The organism is Dyadobacter sp. SRI_021 (assembly GCF_057586235.1).
This window is the reverse complement of record NZ_JBYCZM010000008.1, coordinates 72,287-87,748: the sequence shown is the minus strand read 5'-3', so window position 1 is coordinate 87,748 and position 15,462 is coordinate 72,287. Positions and strand designations below refer to the sequence as shown.

General features: G+C 49.5%; 15 protein-coding genes. 6 read left to right on the top strand and 9 right to left on the bottom strand.

Annotated elements, in window-relative coordinates; genetic code table 11:
- Positions 1–164: 164 nt before the first annotated feature.
- Together AC2YIT_RS23475 and AC2YIT_RS23470 are read left to right on the top strand one after the other, a co-directional pair.
- A complete protein-coding gene (locus AC2YIT_RS23475; protein ID WP_487280776.1) occupies positions 165–1,637 on the top strand; it encodes a rubredoxin in 1,473 nt (490 codons plus the stop codon).
- Positions 1,638–1,639: 2 nt separating this feature from the next.
- On the top strand, positions 1,640–2,119 hold the full coding sequence (locus tag AC2YIT_RS23470) for a nitrate reductase associated protein (protein WP_487280775.1): 480 nt from the start codon (positions 1,640–1,642) through the stop codon (positions 2,117–2,119).
- Between the two features lie 16 nt (positions 2,120–2,135).
- On the opposite strand, the gene AC2YIT_RS23465 is transcribed toward AC2YIT_RS23470, so the two are convergent.
- The 5 genes from AC2YIT_RS23465 to AC2YIT_RS23445 form a co-directional block, all read right to left on the bottom strand.
- Positions 2,136–2,465: a TlpA family protein disulfide reductase gene (locus AC2YIT_RS23465; RefSeq protein ID WP_430843618.1), complete on the bottom strand. Its 330-nt coding sequence runs from the start codon at positions 2,463–2,465 to the stop codon at positions 2,136–2,138.
- The gene (locus tag AC2YIT_RS23460; protein WP_487280774.1) at positions 2,447–3,151 is read right to left on the bottom strand and encodes a hypothetical protein; all 705 of its coding nucleotides are present in this window, start codon (positions 3,149–3,151) and stop codon (positions 2,447–2,449) included. Before AC2YIT_RS23460 ends, AC2YIT_RS23465 begins: the two co-directional genes overlap by 19 nt.
- Positions 3,152–3,240: 89 nt before the next feature.
- The gene (locus AC2YIT_RS23455; protein WP_487280773.1) at positions 3,241–5,295 is read right to left on the bottom strand and encodes a metallophosphoesterase; all 2,055 of its coding nucleotides are present in this window, start codon (positions 5,293–5,295) and stop codon (positions 3,241–3,243) included.
- Between the two features lie 42 nt (positions 5,296–5,337).
- Positions 5,338–7,572, bottom strand: coding sequence for a M1 family aminopeptidase (locus AC2YIT_RS23450; RefSeq protein ID WP_487280772.1), 2,235 nt, complete (start codon positions 7,570–7,572; stop codon positions 5,338–5,340).
- 105 nt (positions 7,573–7,677) lie between these two features.
- The gene (locus AC2YIT_RS23445) at positions 7,678–8,343 is read right to left on the bottom strand and encodes a hypothetical protein (protein WP_430843614.1); all 666 of its coding nucleotides are present in this window, start codon (positions 8,341–8,343) and stop codon (positions 7,678–7,680) included.
- A gap of 572 nt (positions 8,344–8,915) precedes the next feature.
- On the opposite strand from AC2YIT_RS23445, the gene AC2YIT_RS23440 reads away from it, so the two are divergent.
- Positions 8,916–9,107, top strand: a complete 192-nt coding sequence (locus AC2YIT_RS23440; RefSeq protein ID WP_430843613.1) for a hypothetical protein — start codon at positions 8,916–8,918, stop codon at positions 9,105–9,107.
- Positions 9,108–9,114: 7 nt separating this feature from the next.
- Here the strand turns inward: AC2YIT_RS23440 and AC2YIT_RS23435 are convergent, their stop codons facing one another.
- A complete protein-coding gene (locus AC2YIT_RS23435; RefSeq protein ID WP_430843612.1) occupies positions 9,115–9,309 on the bottom strand; it encodes a hypothetical protein in 195 nt (64 codons plus the stop codon).
- Positions 9,310–9,432: 123 nt separating this feature from the next.
- Positions 9,433–9,987, bottom strand: coding sequence for a hypothetical protein (locus AC2YIT_RS23430; protein WP_487280771.1), 555 nt, complete (start codon positions 9,985–9,987; stop codon positions 9,433–9,435).
- Positions 9,988–10,206: 219 nt separating this feature from the next.
- Between AC2YIT_RS23430 and AC2YIT_RS23425 the strand changes: the two genes are divergently transcribed.
- Both AC2YIT_RS23425 and AC2YIT_RS23420 read left to right on the top strand, forming a co-directional pair.
- Complete coding sequence (locus AC2YIT_RS23425; RefSeq protein WP_430843610.1) at positions 10,207–10,983, top strand: DUF899 domain-containing protein; 777 nt, start codon at positions 10,207–10,209, stop codon at positions 10,981–10,983.
- 205 nt (positions 10,984–11,188) lie between these two features.
- Positions 11,189–13,366, top strand: coding sequence for an outer membrane protein assembly factor BamB family protein (locus tag AC2YIT_RS23420; protein WP_430843609.1), 2,178 nt, complete (start codon positions 11,189–11,191; stop codon positions 13,364–13,366).
- Between the two features lie 2 nt (positions 13,367–13,368).
- Here AC2YIT_RS23420 and AC2YIT_RS23415 read toward each other — a convergent pair whose 3' ends face one another.
- Positions 13,369–13,740, bottom strand: a complete 372-nt coding sequence (locus AC2YIT_RS23415; protein WP_487280770.1) for a DoxX family protein — start codon at positions 13,738–13,740, stop codon at positions 13,369–13,371.
- A 100-nt stretch (positions 13,741–13,840) separates the two neighbouring features.
- Between AC2YIT_RS23415 and AC2YIT_RS23410 the strand changes: the two genes are divergently transcribed.
- Positions 13,841–14,251: a winged helix-turn-helix transcriptional regulator gene (locus tag AC2YIT_RS23410; RefSeq protein WP_430843607.1), complete on the top strand. Its 411-nt coding sequence runs from the start codon at positions 13,841–13,843 to the stop codon at positions 14,249–14,251.
- Here AC2YIT_RS23410 and AC2YIT_RS23405 read toward each other — a convergent pair.
- The gene (locus AC2YIT_RS23405; RefSeq protein ID WP_487280769.1) at positions 14,226–15,137 is read right to left on the bottom strand and encodes a hypothetical protein; all 912 of its coding nucleotides are present in this window, start codon (positions 15,135–15,137) and stop codon (positions 14,226–14,228) included. The two genes, AC2YIT_RS23410 and AC2YIT_RS23405, sit on opposite strands and share 26 nt — an antisense overlap.
- Between the last annotated feature and the right edge of the window lie 325 nt (positions 15,138–15,462).

Genomic DNA, 15,462 nt, shown 5'->3' with positions numbered 1-15,462 from the left:
ATAGTCATGAATGGTCATCAATAGTCAAATGATCGTTCTCTCCTGATTTAAAAACCATACTTGACAACACGTGACAAATCCTGACAACACCTGACAACACCTGACAACACTTGACAACACTTGACAACATCTGACCACTTCTGACCACAAAACCGTAACACACGATGCGCGACTATTACCACATAAAAATCAACCTGCCGGGCGGCATTGCTTCACCGGGGTACCTGAAAGACATTCTTTCGGCGGCGTGGAATGCGAACGTCCGCAAGGTGCGGTTCGGATCGAGGCAGCAGCTGCTCATGACCGTGCATTACGAGGATATGCGGTTTCTGGAAAGTGATTTCAAAAAACTGGGCATTTTCTATGAGATCAATACCGACCGCCGGCCCAATATGGTTAGCTCGTATTGCGGCGAGGAGGTTTTCCGGACCGGGCAGTGGCTCAATGCCAGCGAATACCATTCCGTGCTCGATAGTTTTGACTTTGTGCCTGGGCTAAAAATCAATATCTCGGATTCCAATCAGAGTTTTACGCCTTTTTTTACAGGCAATCTCAATTTCATCTCTTCGCCAGAGCCCCATTTCTGGTATTTATATGTGCGTTTGAAGCAAACCAACACGGTTTTCAAATGGGATGGGCTGATTTATACCAACGAAATCGGCCGGCTTTCGAAAGTGGTGGAAGAATGCATGCTGGACGAAGGCTTGAATGAAGAAAATGCCTTGAAAGCAGCTGTGGCCGACCGTATCAGCTATGTTTTCCTGCCGTCGCAGCAGGAACTCGAATTGCCGTCGTTTTCCCTGCCCTATTACGAAGGCTTCAACCGCTACGAGTCGCGTACCTGGCTGGGGCTTTACCGTCGCGACGAAGAGTTTTCGATTGAATTCCTGCTCGATGTGTGTGCATTATGCCTCAAAACGCGCGTAGGCGAAATCTGCTCCACACCATGGAAATCACTGGTTATCAAAGGAATTGAAGACCAGTACCGCGAAGCTTGGAGTAACATCCTGGGAAAACACAACATCAATGTCCGCCATGCAGCTAACGAGCTGGCCTGGCAAACGGAAGATCACAATGCAGACGGCGCAGAACTTAAAAACGAACTGATCCGGTATTTTTCCAAAAACGATACCCGCACTTTCGGGCTTTGTTTTGGTATTCAAACACGCCCGAAATCCGAAGTTTTCGGATCGGTGCTCATCCGGAAACGTCCGCTGCTAAAAATCGGGCAGCTGCCGCTGTTCAGCGTCTACGACCTTTACTATACCGAAAATTTCAACCCCAACAGCCGCGCGCAAGTGCTGTTCGAAAGGGGTTTGTTTAAAATACATTTGCCTGCCCAGCTGGAACGTCTTTGCAGGCGGTTTAACAATCAGCGATCGAGGGATACTCTGAAAACTATGCTGTCCGAGCCCGACGAAGCCAAAACGGCCGTCAAAATGGCAAAGACAGTGCACCAATGCCCCGATTGTCTGACCATTTATGATCCCGAGTATGGCGACATGCTCGGTGATATCCCACCCGGGACCGCCTTCGAAGATCTTCCGGCCGGCTATTGCTGCCCTACCTGCGACAACGGCAAGGCCGTTTTCCTGGCCGTCGAACTTACCCGATCATCCAACCTCGAACCAGCCTGACCATGACAACCATATCCGTTATCGAAACCCGATTTTTTGCATTCGAAAGTGATTTTGTAGATAGCCTACGCTGCATTCCGATGATCGTCCGTTACAAGCTTGACGCCTGCCGCGTGAAGCTGCAACTTGCCGACTGGGCCAAATTCAATTACGATGAAAAGGACCTGCTGGCCGAAATGCCGTGTCACACGGAGCTGGAAATCGAAATCTATACGGATTACGTGAATGAACTGGTTTGGAAATACACTAAAACGGTTCCAGGCTTGCTCAAAAACCTCGACCCTGCGTGGATATACGAACATGTACCAGAGGAGGTGCATGAGCGTACGCGGGGATGGAACTGTCCGCTCATTTCTACCAGCCAATGGATGCAGCTCGACGTCCTTGAGCGGTTTGCATTGGTGAAACTCAGCCGTTCGGGGCACGAGGGGCGGAATTTCCCAAGGGCGCTGGCGGAATTTGGATTGGCCGCGGCTTGCTAGGCTTAGGTACTTATGTTTATTTCTGCGCGACGCGATTAACAGTCAGAAGCCTGCGCAATTCAGCCTGAACATCTTCTGACGAAGGCCGCGGCGCGTGTGTTGCTACCATCCGGCCCTGCGCGTCGATCAACAGATAGCGTGGGATACCCCACTGGTGGTCCGCAGCCTTCACACGAAAAAAGTCTTCTATTAACCTGGGATATTTACCGGATTTAATCTTTTCTTCCACCAACGTCGGGAAAATAGGTTCCAGTGAGTCCCAATCCGCCGATTCATGTTCATCGTAAACAGCATTGTAGATTTTATGCTGATAAAAATTAGAAGCAATTAAAGCATAGTCAAACATACCTGTTTTGAGCGCAATTGTACAATTGGTATTCTTTTGATTGCTTCTGCGACAGTTGCGGGAATTTCGGTGGAGTCTTTCCCAATAGAGAAATTCTGCTGATAAAACACAACGCTCATTTCAGTGTAACTTTTCATTAAGCTGAGCATTTCCGCCGACACCTGTTTGTTTGATTTCAGTTTTGCAAATAGCTGTCCATATCCTCTCTGCAACGAATCTTTCGCTTTTAAAAATTCCTCTTTGTTCAAATGAATGGCATGAGTTCCGTCCCATTTCTCCAAGCCATTCCATATCTGGCATGATTCCATGATAAACTGATTGACCGCCGCTCCGTCCCCTTCAAAACTAATCGAAACTTTCGCTCCTGCTTTTGCCGGCACTATCGCCAGCTCGTCACCCGTTGAGACGAAAAATGCTGCCGCAAGGTGTGCAGCAGCTACATGAGCAAAGACTGGCGCATCGAGTTCAAATTCAGCAGTTCCTTTTCCCGCGCTATCCAATATCACTTTACCTAGCTCCACATCATCAAAATTAATCATGTTCGTCCTGGCGACCAATACCGTATCCCCAGCCGCTTTCAAGTGATTAATGGATATTTTGACTAAATTCTTCTTCTTTTGATCGCAACCTGACATTAGGGAAAGAGCAAAACAAAGGCATAAAAAAGAATAGAGTGGATAGCGCATTGGATTTGAATTTAGTTTACTAGATAGTTTCAAACCATTTTACGCTAATGAAATTGATTTTGTGGAATTATATGACTGAATACTTGAATTTATTCAACAATTACTTTCCGCGAAATACTTTCGCTGTTAATAACCAAAGTAACAACGTATGTCCCCGCATTTCTCATCCCAAAAGAAATATTAAGAGGATTTTTGCCTGAAAACACATTCCGTCTTTCCAAAAAATGCCCGCTAATATCTGATATAGTCAATTCACAATTACCTAGCAATTCAGTAATTTGAATAACTATTTCCTTTCCTTTTGATGGATTGGGCTGCACACGAAGCCAATTGTCATTTGCATTGATTATTGATATCGCAATGATTCTTGAAGTCTGCTGCCGGCCATCCAAATCCACCTCTACCAGCCGGTAATATGCTTTTTCCAGGCTTGCCGAGATTCCGGCATCCCGGTATGAGTAGCTCTTCATTTCACGCGAGTCGCCTGCCGCGGCTACCTCGCCAATGGGTTCGAAATGGCGCCCGTCCATCGACCGCTCGATGACAAAATGGCCTGCGTTGGTTTCCTCGCTCGTTTGCCAACGCAGGGTTACAATGCCACGCTCGGATGAGCCTGAGAAACTGATCAATCGTACTGGCAGTGGGTTGGTAACTTCCACTGTGATGCTATCGGCAAGGCAGGCGTACGCATCATGAACGTAGTAATCGGTTGTAGCTGCCGGGCTTACAGTAATTTCACGGGTGGTTTCGCCAGTACTCCACAAGTAATCACCCAGATAGGAAGCCGACAAATTGATGCTTTGACCTTTCTCGATCTCGATCGACGTTTTGGCATTAGCATCTTTCACAATCGTAAACTGGTCACGAACGAGCCCGTCGGAGGCAATCCATTTCGCATCCAGCCGCTTCCCCTCCACTTCCAGCAGCAGGGCGCCGCCGTGCTGATTATCTGCCGTCGGCAATGCGTCATGCGGGTAACCCGCCTGCGTAGCACCCAACTGACCCGCCGAACCAGTGACTATATATACGGTCCCTTCATTGTCAGATGATTTTTTCAGATAGGGACATGAGCCGATCGAACCGTCGTACCTTCCTGACGATTGACTGATATTGTGAATCGCAGCATCAAACGAACTTTCCATGCCATAGTGCCCCTTCATCAGCTTCGAACGCTCGTAGTCGTGGCTGTGACCGCATAGCACCAGGTCAACACCATTTCTTTCCAGAATCCGGATAAAATTCTCGCGGATTTTCACCAATTCTGCTTCGGTGTCTGAGTTATGGGAGCCTTTTGTGAACGGTGGATGGTGCCAGTAAGCCACTATCCATTCTTTATTCGTATTAGCTGCCAAATCCGCCTTGATCCATTGAACCTGAGTACCCAGCGTGTCGTACAACCGGGTCGTGCCGTCCTCTTTGCCATAAGAGTCGAGGGAGAGAAAATGGATATTACCATAGTCAAATGAATAAAAAGCCTCCGTTCCTGACGCAACCCCTCCCGCTTCCCCGGCCGCCGGGACAGTAAAAATCCCGTAGTACGGCACTGCATGATCTACCTGACGCTGGACATTATTGGCATAGTCATGATTTCCCGGACACGGATACAGCGGCGATTGCTTTAAAAATTTCTGTTTATAAACATTAAAAAAACCACTTTGATACTCAGCATCCGTACCTGCCTGATAGGCATTGTCGCCGAGTAAAAGCCAGGCGTTCATATACTCATTTCCCAGAAAACCAGTCAGGTTGTCACGTACGTTGATTTGGTTTACAGAATTGTTGCCGCAGTCACCAAACACCCCGATACGGTATTTCCCCGACTGGCCCGGCGGCGGAGCAGTTTCAAAATAATTATCGGAATCGCCCTGTAATACTTGCTGGGAGGTACCTATCGAATAGTAATATCGCGTCAACGGTTGAAGTCCGGTTAATTTCACTTCATGTTCCGTAACCAATGTCAGGCTATCGACATGCATTATAAGTGAACCGGTCGCAGGGCCGAACGCTACACGACTGTCCGTGGGCACATCGGTACGCCAGCGGATTACAATGCTGGTCGATGTGGCTGATTGAAGATAAGGACCTCTTAAAAGTCCGGGGATGAAATACACCGCAAAGAATGCAGACAGTAATAAAACTTGCATTGTTCATTTGTTTATAGTGTGCGTCAATTCAGATTCGCCAATCTAGTTCTTTAATAACTTCTGGATGACTTGCCCTTTACCGGTTGCGACGTAATACAATCCGGGCGGTAAATGTTGCGCATCGAATGTGCGCGTCTTACCATTTTCAATTTTGGTTTCAAGCAAAAATCGGTCTCCTTTTACATTGTACATCCATAGCATTTGCGGAGACGCTTTGTCAGAGAATACGCCGTTTCCCAAATCTTCAAGTGTAAAAAAATCAGTAACCGGATTCGGATAAATTTTCCAGGCCCTTTCATCCGCGCAATCGGCCACTACAATCCGCGTTTCCTGTGTGCTACCATCCGCATCGTATTCCCTAATGCGGAAATAACCATGGTTTAATACTTGTCCCACATCAAAGATGTACGAATTCACTTGCTTTGAATTTCCCACTGCCAGTACATGCCCGATCGCCTCCCAACTCCGTGCATCGTTGCTTGCGAGGATTTCAAAATAATCTGCATTCACTTCTTCGGTCGTTTGCCAGCTTAGCCGTGCATTGCTACCGCGGCATTCTGCATTGAATTTGCCGAATGTCACGGGCAAGGGCGCCAGGCTCTTGGTAAGCGTGTTGTTCCGCGTGATTAGCCATACGTCCGGGTCGAAAACTACTTCAGTGGCTTCAAAACCAAGATTATCGGTAAAAAACTGCCCGTTGGTGGTGTTATTCAGCACCACCAGTTTTTGCTGGTTGGTATTCGCATTACGAAAAAGCAGCGGGACCGGCAACTGAAAAAAGCTGACGGACGCATGTGATTGCGTCTGGTTCAGCTTCACCTGAACCGTGTTGCCCACCGGGTACCATTCAACCTGGTAGGAAGGATACCCCTGGCCGGTAAACCACTGATCGAAAAAATAGGTCAGATCCTTCCCGCTGGCCGCTTCCAGATGGCTTTTCAGGTTGGCCGTGGTGACGTAACCATAAGCCAGCGCAGGGTCGTTGATGTAATTATTGACTGCCGTAAAAAACGTGGCGTCGCCCAGTATCCAGCGCAGCATGTACAGCAAATGCGAACCTTTTAGGTAACTCAGGCGGTTGCTGAAAATCCGGTTCACGTCGTTTACATTATCCACCCATACAGAACCGCCGGGCTGCGAGGTAATCGTATTGATTTCGTTGGTACGGGCCGTTTTGGTATTGGCCGGGTATTTTGCCTCCGTATAAATGCTGGCGAGGTGCGTTGCGAAACCCTCATTCAGCCAGATATCCTGCCAGCTTCCGCAGGTCACCTTGTCGCCGAACCATTGGTGCCCCAATTCGTGTGCGATGAGCGTCTCGCCCATATTGACCATGAACGAGCAGGTCTGATGTTCCATTCCGCCGCCCCAGCCGAATTGCACATGTCCATACTTCTCATTGTTAAAAGGGTAATCGCCAAACAGGTTACTGAACTGCACCATGGCGTCGAGCGCATTCTGCACACCTCCTTGAAAAGTAGCCTGGCTTTCCGGATAGCAATAAGTTTTGAATGGCACATCCGTGCTTCCTATCAACACACTATTATCGAGCACATTATAGTTTGTGACCGCCATAGCCACCAGGTAACTCGCGATTGCGTAGCGGTGTTTCCAGTGCGTCCGGGTTTTGGAACCCGCAACTGCCGTCTCGCTTTTCAGTAAGCCGTTCGAGGCCGCTTTATACGTTGCAGGGTGCGTAATGTAAATATCCAGTGAATCAGCCTTGTCGTCCAGGCCATTTTTGCAGGGCCACCAGTCGCGGCTTCCGTAAGGCTCACTTAATGTCCAAACTACCGGCGTTGCCGACGGCCCATGCGTAGCTACCACAAAAGCGGCATTCGCTGGCGGTGGGGTACCTTCGTAGCTGATCGTGACCGAATCTTTCGTCCCACTCCCCAGTGGATTCTGCAGCGTGATCGTCAGCGCGTCCGCGGCATGGGTAAAGGCGACGTTACTTCCATGCTGCTGCACGGATGACACAGTCAAAGCACTCGACAGGTCGAGGGTAATGCTGCTTCCCGCGGCGGTCATTACAAAATGTGGCGTCACGACGCCTGTAATGTAGTTCACCGCAGGATCAACTTCCCATTCGCAACGGTAATACTTCACATCGAAATTGTTGGATGCCATGACACGCAGCCCGGGCGCATTCAGTCGCAACCCTGCGCTACGGCTTTCGAGCACAGCAATATCGGAAGTGGAGAAATCCGCGGGAGATTCCTGCCCCATTGCCCGCACAGCGAACAGCCAAAAGAATAACAGAAAAAGTGTTTTCATAGCGCGCAGTTACACGTAAGCACATCACTATCAATACGCTAACTTAACCAATTGAAAACAATTCCCGCCTGTTTTCGTACCGAATGTTCAAACGGAAGGTTTCTGTCAAAGAGCGGTGAGGCTGTCGCAAAATCCGAGCAGCTTCCGCAAATCGTCCGCTCCACCGAAATCGACACGGTTCCCGCGCAGGTAGTGTGTAAGCTGGCGCTTGTTACGCCCGTACACATGCAGGAACGCACGCCTGGACGCCGGGTGTACGATCCGGTTCCGATCGATCAGAAAATAGGTGGTTTTGATCCGGCGCCGGTGGCTCGACGCATTGTTTTCCCATTGGATATGCCCACCCTGGTTGCTTACCATTTGCACGTGCGCAGCGTTTCCTTCCGAAGCAGAATAATGCTGTCCCGAATAACTAAGGCCGTTCCCCACCGTTTCGGGTTGTGTCCGGGAAGCCAGAAGGGCTTTTCCTGCCACGCCAATCACCTCCATATCCGAATGGGCCTCGGTAAGGACAAAGCGGCGCTCCCCTATTTCGATATAGTCTATCAGATATTTGCCGGTAAACAGCAAGGTATCCGCCCTCGGGTTCAGAAACTGCATCTGGCCGTCCTGGCAATGGTAGTTCAGTAGTGCTTCCTGTTTTGTGCCATTCCGGAAATGAACCACCCCCTTGATGAATGCGGGATACAAATAATCAGCGAACTTTTTTTCCCGCGCATTTTCATTCGGCGGGGCGCTCATCTGGCAGCCGGCGTTTAACGGCGCGTTCATAGACAGACTTTGAATTAAAAGGGAAACAAGCAGTACAGTTTTCATCGCAATTCCAGGTTAGCCATTCGTGATACAACCTGCATATAAGACGTTATCCGCTCATTTCCATACCCTTAAAAGCTTATAATTTTTTCTCAGTAAGTTCACCACAGTGACTTATACAGTCTTGTCCAGTGACATTTTGAAGAATTTTTCTACAACATATTGTTAGAATATCCAGTAAAATTCCAAATTTTTAGTAATATTAGTACTACAAATCATTTACCAAACGTATATATTGCCGTTCAAATAGCCTGATACTGCTAGCCAACGTTATTTAACTATTAAAACGGGGTCAACGGCATGGTTTTGGTGCCCGTTTTGGCCTACATCAAAGGAAACGCATGATGGAAATCGGAACAATCAAGGCGGTACATATATTTACCCACCGACGATTATATGTTACCGCCGAACTGGAGTTGAACCTGAAAGGAGTAAGACATACGTTTGGTGGGCACGAAGTCTTCTTATCAGGCATGCATGGTGGTGAATCCTCGGATCCACCTTATTTGGGAAGATTTTTATTCAGGTGTATGCAAGTATGCAGGGTCGACAACTGGGATCAGCTGAAAAGCTCGAAAGTACTCGTAGAAATTCAACACGGTAAGGTCGTGGCCATCGCCGACATTTCCGGCGACAACTGGTTCAACCCTACCAAGGAATTCGGGGCAATGGATATGGAAAAAGAGCAGATGGAATCCGCTTTCAGGGACAATTCCAAATAATAGCTCACTATTCCAGCCTGATTTCATAATTCCCATTCGCACATTTCTCAGGCACAGCCAATTCAAGGTGCTCCTTTTGGTTCACCCGCAGGTAATTTTCAATGGCAAGTACTGCGTCATTCTCCGACTCCGCCCCCGACACTTCCAGAACCACTCCCGGTTCCAGCCGCCCTGTCTCATCACGATTTATTACGCTTGGCATGGTTAATGTTTTTTTGTTTGAAAGAGGTTTTAAAACTGTGCCAGTCAATTAATAAAGCCGGACACCAAAATGCCCGGCTTTATTAATTGCTTCCATTTAAACGGGAATGCTTGCACGCCTACTTCACGGGATTTTACCTGGTGTTGTGGAACTGCCGGGTACAGTCGACGACGGGATGGTTGTGCTTTGAGGAACCTGCGCCGGATCGGCGGTTGTGCTCGGAATGGTACTTCTTGGCACGTTGCTGTTGTTTGGATTCGGGCTTTGTGGCAAGTTTCCCGGCACGTTCGTGCGCGGCACGGCATTCGGATCGGTCGGCGTTACGGGGACTGTCGAAGGCTGCGTACTAGTTGACGGCGTAGTCACGCTGCTGGGTACGGTGCTCGACGGTACAGTCGATGGCTGCGTGGTGGAGCTCGGTACCGTGGTTGGTGACGGCTGTGTCACCGTGCTGCCGGGCTTCACCGCCCCGGGCAAGTCGGACGGCTGCACGATGGCGCCGGGTACCGTTTTAGGCTGCGTAGTATTGGACGGATAAGTCGATGGCTGCGTTGTACTTGGCACCGTGGACGGCGGTGTACTGGACGGTGTGGTAATCTGTGCAAAGGCAGCAGCGTTACCGAAGGCAGCTCCGCCGGCAATAGCCAATGCAATGATATTCAACTTCAAAGCTTTCATGACGATATATATTTAGTTGATGAATCTTTTTCTATAATGTGACCCTGAAGAAAAAGAATCGTACCAGAAGTAATCCTAGCGGGCATTAAATTTCGCACAGTGCCCAGCGCGGTGTGGATGGTTCAGTTTGTCTCAAACACCCCCCGAAATAGACGTTTTTACACTCGTTCTTTCCACGATTTATTCGTGAATTTTGTATAAAACTAAATCCAGAAACCAATGGAAAAACAATTGGACACTATGGCCGGCCGCTTGGAGGAAAGTCTTGCAACGCACCGGATCGTATCCCAGGAAGAATGGACCAAAGCGCGGAAGGATCTGCTCAAAAAAGAAAAGGAACTTACCCGGCTCAACGATGAGCTTAGTCGCCAGCGCAGGGCGTTGCCCTGGGTCAAGGTCGACAAATCCTATATTTTCGACAGCACGGAGGGAAAACTCTGGTTATCAGATCTTTTTTACGGTAAGAGCCAGCTGATCGTTTACCATTTCATGTTCGCCCCGGAATGGGAAGAAGGCTGTCCGGGCTGCTCGTTCCTGTCCGATCATATCGACGGTGCCAATCTCCATTTGCAACACCACGACGTCTCAGTGGTGGTCGTTTCCCGCGCTCCATTGGAAAAGCTCCTCGCATTCAAGAAGCGAATGGGGTGGAAATTCAACTGGGTATCGTCTTACGGCAGCGACTTCAATTACGACTACCATGTATCGTTCACCAACGAGCAACTCAAAAATGGCACGATTTATTACAATTTCGAATATGCCAAACATGACGAAGGCACAGAATCGCCCGGAACCAGCGTGTTTTACAAGGACCGGACAGGCAACATTTTCCACACCTATTCCAGCTATTCCCGCGGCGGAGACATTCTCATCGGCGCACATAACTATCTTGATCTCACACCCAAAGGAAGAAATGAGGATGGTATCATGGACTGGATGCGCCACCACGACAAATATGAAGATTTCAAAGGCGATCAGGGCAGCTGCTGCCATTAATAGCAGTCTCCCGCGCCTGTTTCGGTACGTAATGATCAAAACACTCGAGGCGCTCCTGAAACTAACGGAAGCGCCATAGTTTCCTATGCTCTCCTTTCTCCTTCCCTCCTCATAGTAAAACACAACGTGAAACGCCTTTACAGCATGAGTATCAATGATATCTCATACATCCTAAACCACACGAAGAAGCGTTGCTTCACCTTTTATGTCTGGAATTAAGCAAATTCAAAAACACAGAAAAAATCTGCTCGTTCTTCCTGCTATCGCTGCATTTGTAGGACTAGTCGCTTACCAGAACCGGCAGCAAACCGACCGCTCCTGGGGTATCTACAAAGCCGACGCCGCGAGTACCAGCTATTCGGCCCTAAACCAGATCAACACCTCGAATGTAGACCGGCTGCAACTAGCCTGGACGCATTCCTACGCAGATATGAAAGATGGCAGCCGTGCGGGGAGCAGCGAATGCAACCCGATTATCGTCGACGGCATCATGTACACTACATCCGCAAAGCATTGGGCCTACGCCATTAACGCCCAAACCGGCGAGCAACTCTGGGCCTTCGACCCGTTTGACGGGGCGGAGGGCGGCGGGGTAAGCCGTGGGGTTACCTATTGGGAGGATGGGAAGCGGTCCGGCGCACCGGACAAACGTATCTTCTTTACCGGTGGCGATAACCTTTTTGCACTCGACGCGCATACGGGCAAACCCATTATGACTTTCGGCGACAATGGCCGCGTAAGCATGAATGTCGGCCTTCGCGATGACCCTGCCACGATTTCGGTAATACCGACCTCACCCGGTATCATCTACAAAGATTTGCTGATTATGGGGGCCGAAGTTTCCGAACTGTACGGCGCACAGCCAGGCTATATTCGTGCCTACAATTGCAAAACGGGGAAACTGGAATGGACATTCCACACAATCCCGCTTCCCGGTGAGCCCGGCTACGAAACCTGGCCAAAAGATGCTTATAAATATGCAGGGGGTGTCAACGATTGGGCCGGGATGAGTCTGGATACCCGCCGCGGGATTGTATTTCTGGCATTGGGCTCTCCTTCATACGACTTTTATGGGGCCGACCGCAAAGGTGATAACCTCTACGGTAACAGTGTGGTGGCCCTCGATGCCGCGACAGGCAAATATATCTGGCACTACCAACTTGTCCACCACGATTTGTGGGACTACGATCTCCCTGCCCCGCCGAACCTGGTCACCATCCGCCGCGACGGGAAACAGATCGATGCCGTGGCACAGGTCACCAAGCATGGGTTTGTATTCGTTTTTAACCGCGAAACCGGCGAGCCGTTGTTCCCGATCGAGGAACGGAAAGTGCCGGCATCCCGCATTCCGGGAGAAGTTGCCTCCCCTACCCAGCCATTTCCTTTAAAACCCAGGCCATTTGCCCGACAATGGATGACCGAAGCCGACCTGACACACTACACCGATGCGGGACACGATTCGATTGTTAAAAAATTCCGCTCGATGCGCTACGAAGGGCTGTTCACCCCACCTGATCTCAAAGGTACATTGATGTTACCGGGCTCCCGCGGCGGGGCTGAGTGGGGCGGAGCCGCTTACGATCCGGCTTCGACAGTACTTTTTGTCAAATCCAATGACTCCCCTGAAATCCAGTCAATGAAAAAGGTGGACCTGGAACAGGAAGCCAAAGACCAAACAATTTACGACCAGGGCAAGACATTGTACATGACCTATTGTGTGGCCTGCCATGGCAAAGACAAAAACGGCGACGAACCGAATTACCCGTCGCTGATCGGTCTGCGCAACCGCATGACACGTGAGGCGGCGCTCGACAAGATCAAAAAAGGAGGAGGCAAGATGCCAGCATTCGCCTCGGCGATTAAAGGTAAAGAAAAGGGCATCATCGCATTCCTTTACGACCGCCCCCAGAATTCGGCCAAAGTAACCAAGCAAGAAACCGGCCAGACTCAAAAAGGCGCCGACAAATATCTCAATCTGACCGCCTATGGCCATTTCCGTGATCCGCAGGGGAACCCGGCACTGCGCCCGCCATGGGGGACGCTCAATGCGATTAACCTCAGCACAGGCGACTACGAATGGCAAATACCGCTCGGTAACGACGAAAAACGCTGGGAAAACGGAGGCCCTGAAACCGGTCAGGAAGGTTCGGCCGGGCCGATCGTCACGGCCGGCGGCCTGATCTTCATCAGCGGCACCCAGGACCGCAAGCTGCGTGCACTCGATAAGAAAACCGGAAAGCTCGTCTGGCAAACCACCCTCCCGGGCGTCGCCAATGCAACCGCCTGCACCTATATGAGCGGCGGCAAGCAATTCGTGGCGCTATCCGTCGGCGGCACGAAAGAAAATCCTTCGGGATCTGTAATGGCGTTTGCGTTGCCTTGAAGTCACGCGTTTGCCTGAACGCCCGTCTTCCCAGGAAGAAAAATCGACGAGTCGCGCAGGAAGGCGGCGATCCAGATCAGAGCCAGCGGGAGGGCTGCATTGAATGCGGTGCCGTGTGAAAGTTCGGTAGCGAGAGCGCCGGCGAAATAACAGGTCAGGAGGATGAAACCGATTTTCATGGTTTTCGGGTAAATGAAAAGTGCCGTGAATCCGATTTCCATCAGGCCAAGGGGAACGAGATACTTCCCTACCCCAACTTTCGAGAGCGTTTCAACTATCTCGGGGCTTTGGCTTAGCTTCATTATTCCGCTCAACACCGGCATTGCCGATGCCAGGACTGTCAGGGTGATGGTAGCGATTTTCTTTGCTTTCATGTCTCTTTTGATTTTTTGCCAAAACTAGCTACCTTTACTATACAAATGATAGTAATATACAAAAGGTTAGTAATAACCTTTTAGTTAGCAAGAAATCAACATGGCATTCACTCATCACAACGGCGAAAGACCCAGTCCGGCACAATGCTACAACAAACTCAATGCGGCAGGAGATGCATTGTATGTTATCGGGGGCAAATGGAGGTTACGGATCATCATCGCCCTTTCCGAAGGGCATAAACGGTTCAATGAAATTCAGCGTGCTATTAGCGGCATATCGGCAAGGGTCCTCTCCAACGAACTAAAAGAACTGGAAATCAATGGATTCGTCACCCGAAAAGTGTATACCGACTTCCCGGTTTCGATCGAGTACGAGCTGACACCTTACAGCGATACATTATCCCCGGTAATCGAGTCGCTGATCAATTGGGGGGAAATGCACCGCCAGCGCATCATGCATTCGGGAAAAACGGAAGAAAAAGACGCTACTGTTCTGGCAGAGATACTGTGATGTGCCACATATCGCCCGAATTGCTTACCTTTTCGGTCCCCCACGCGCCCGGGCCGCCATCAGGCCGCAGGTAGACGTTGAACACCAGCGTACTGATCTGCGAACCTTTAATGAGCACACTTCCACAAGCAGCGCCATTGTCACAATTGCCGGTTATCGGTGTTTTGGAGTGCAATATTTTCGTTTTCGTCATGTCGATCTGCATTTCCTCATTGCCGGAAAGCTTCGTCAATGTCAGTGATGGCGTTTGCAATTCAAGCTCCGTGGCGAAACCGAGGCGTTTATCACTGAAATTAGTGGTTGCCCCTAGGCCAATGAACGAAATCACGGGATCAGTCACCGGCTTGCTAAACTGTAACCGCAGCTTTCCGTAATAGTAGCGGCTGGTATCGGTTTTAGGTGCATTGGCAGCGAGCAGCGGCTTAGCTGAGAGAAATACCTGCAGTCCCGCGTTCATAAACAGATTGATCCCCTTCCCCACCGGTCCTTGTGGATGCGCCGTGAAGATCTTCCGGGCCGTATCGGCATAATAATAGTTGGTATTGATCACCGGCACCGAGCGTACGTGCGTACTACTTGCGCCGGAGGCCGCGCCAAAGGTCATGCCTGTTACATGCTGAGGCACATTGATGTAGGGCTGATCGTCAAAACTGAATGTCACCGACAATTCCGATTTCAGTTTCTGAAAATAAATCCCCTCGTCGGTGCTTCCGTTTTTATTGTAAAAGAAAGACATGGTCTGAGGGATCGAAGTGGGCCCTTTGGGGACGGGTAGCTTATAACTGTTATTGACACCGTCCTGAACCAGTTCATAAGTACTCAGAACGTTCGGCCCCTGAGCGAAAGAAGTGCTGGCCAAACCGGCGATGATCATGTATATAAGCACCGACCTTATTGATGATAATGAGCATGTTAGCATGTGTAGGAAATTAAAATCGTTGAGACAAGTGCTGGCAATATATCATTTATGGATGAAGGCTCCCACTGGTCCGGGCACGTCGTTCTCATTTTAGCAGGATAGTTCAAATTTATCTTTATATCCTACCACACAGCCTATCAAAAGCCTCCAATCGCAAACTAAGTAATTGATTATTAATTAAATGTAATGCCAGTATTATTTTCCCTATGCCGTAAAACCAAAGGCAGGTGCCGATTTTTTAAAGGCATAGCCGTTAAGCAAGTACGATTTGAATTATGATGTTGTGAGCGCA

Coding starts and splice junctions, on each gene's coding strand:
- AC2YIT_RS23440 (WP_430843613.1), top strand. CDS start 8,916: ATGCAAGTATGCAGGGTCGACAACTGGGATCAGCTGAAAAGCTCGAAA.
- AC2YIT_RS23450 (WP_487280772.1), bottom strand. CDS start 7,572: ATGAAAACACTTTTTCTGTTATTCTTTTGGCTGTTCGCTGTGCGGGCA.
- AC2YIT_RS23435 (WP_430843612.1), bottom strand. CDS start 9,309: ATGCCAAGCGTAATAAATCGTGATGAGACAGGGCGGCTGGAACCGGGA.
- AC2YIT_RS23470 (WP_487280775.1), top strand. CDS start 1,640: ATGACAACCATATCCGTTATCGAAACCCGATTTTTTGCATTCGAAAGT.
- AC2YIT_RS23475 (WP_487280776.1), top strand. CDS start 165: ATGCGCGACTATTACCACATAAAAATCAACCTGCCGGGCGGCATTGCT.
- AC2YIT_RS23460 (WP_487280774.1), bottom strand. CDS start 3,151: ATGCGCTATCCACTCTATTCTTTTTTATGCCTTTGTTTTGCTCTTTCC.
- AC2YIT_RS23425 (WP_430843610.1), top strand. CDS start 10,207: ATGGAAAAACAATTGGACACTATGGCCGGCCGCTTGGAGGAAAGTCTT.
- AC2YIT_RS23465 (WP_430843618.1), bottom strand. CDS start 2,465: ATGTTTGACTATGCTTTAATTGCTTCTAATTTTTATCAGCATAAAATC.
- AC2YIT_RS23410 (WP_430843607.1), top strand. CDS start 13,841: ATGGCATTCACTCATCACAACGGCGAAAGACCCAGTCCGGCACAATGC.
- AC2YIT_RS23430 (WP_487280771.1), bottom strand. CDS start 9,987: ATGAAAGCTTTGAAGTTGAATATCATTGCATTGGCTATTGCCGGCGGA.
- AC2YIT_RS23445 (WP_430843614.1), bottom strand. CDS start 8,343: ATGAACGCGCCGTTAAACGCCGGCTGCCAGATGAGCGCCCCGCCGAAT.
- AC2YIT_RS23455 (WP_487280773.1), bottom strand. CDS start 5,295: ATGCAAGTTTTATTACTGTCTGCATTCTTTGCGGTGTATTTCATCCCC.
- AC2YIT_RS23415 (WP_487280770.1), bottom strand. CDS start 13,740: ATGAAAGCAAAGAAAATCGCTACCATCACCCTGACAGTCCTGGCATCG.
- AC2YIT_RS23420 (WP_430843609.1), top strand. CDS start 11,189: ATGTCTGGAATTAAGCAAATTCAAAAACACAGAAAAAATCTGCTCGTT.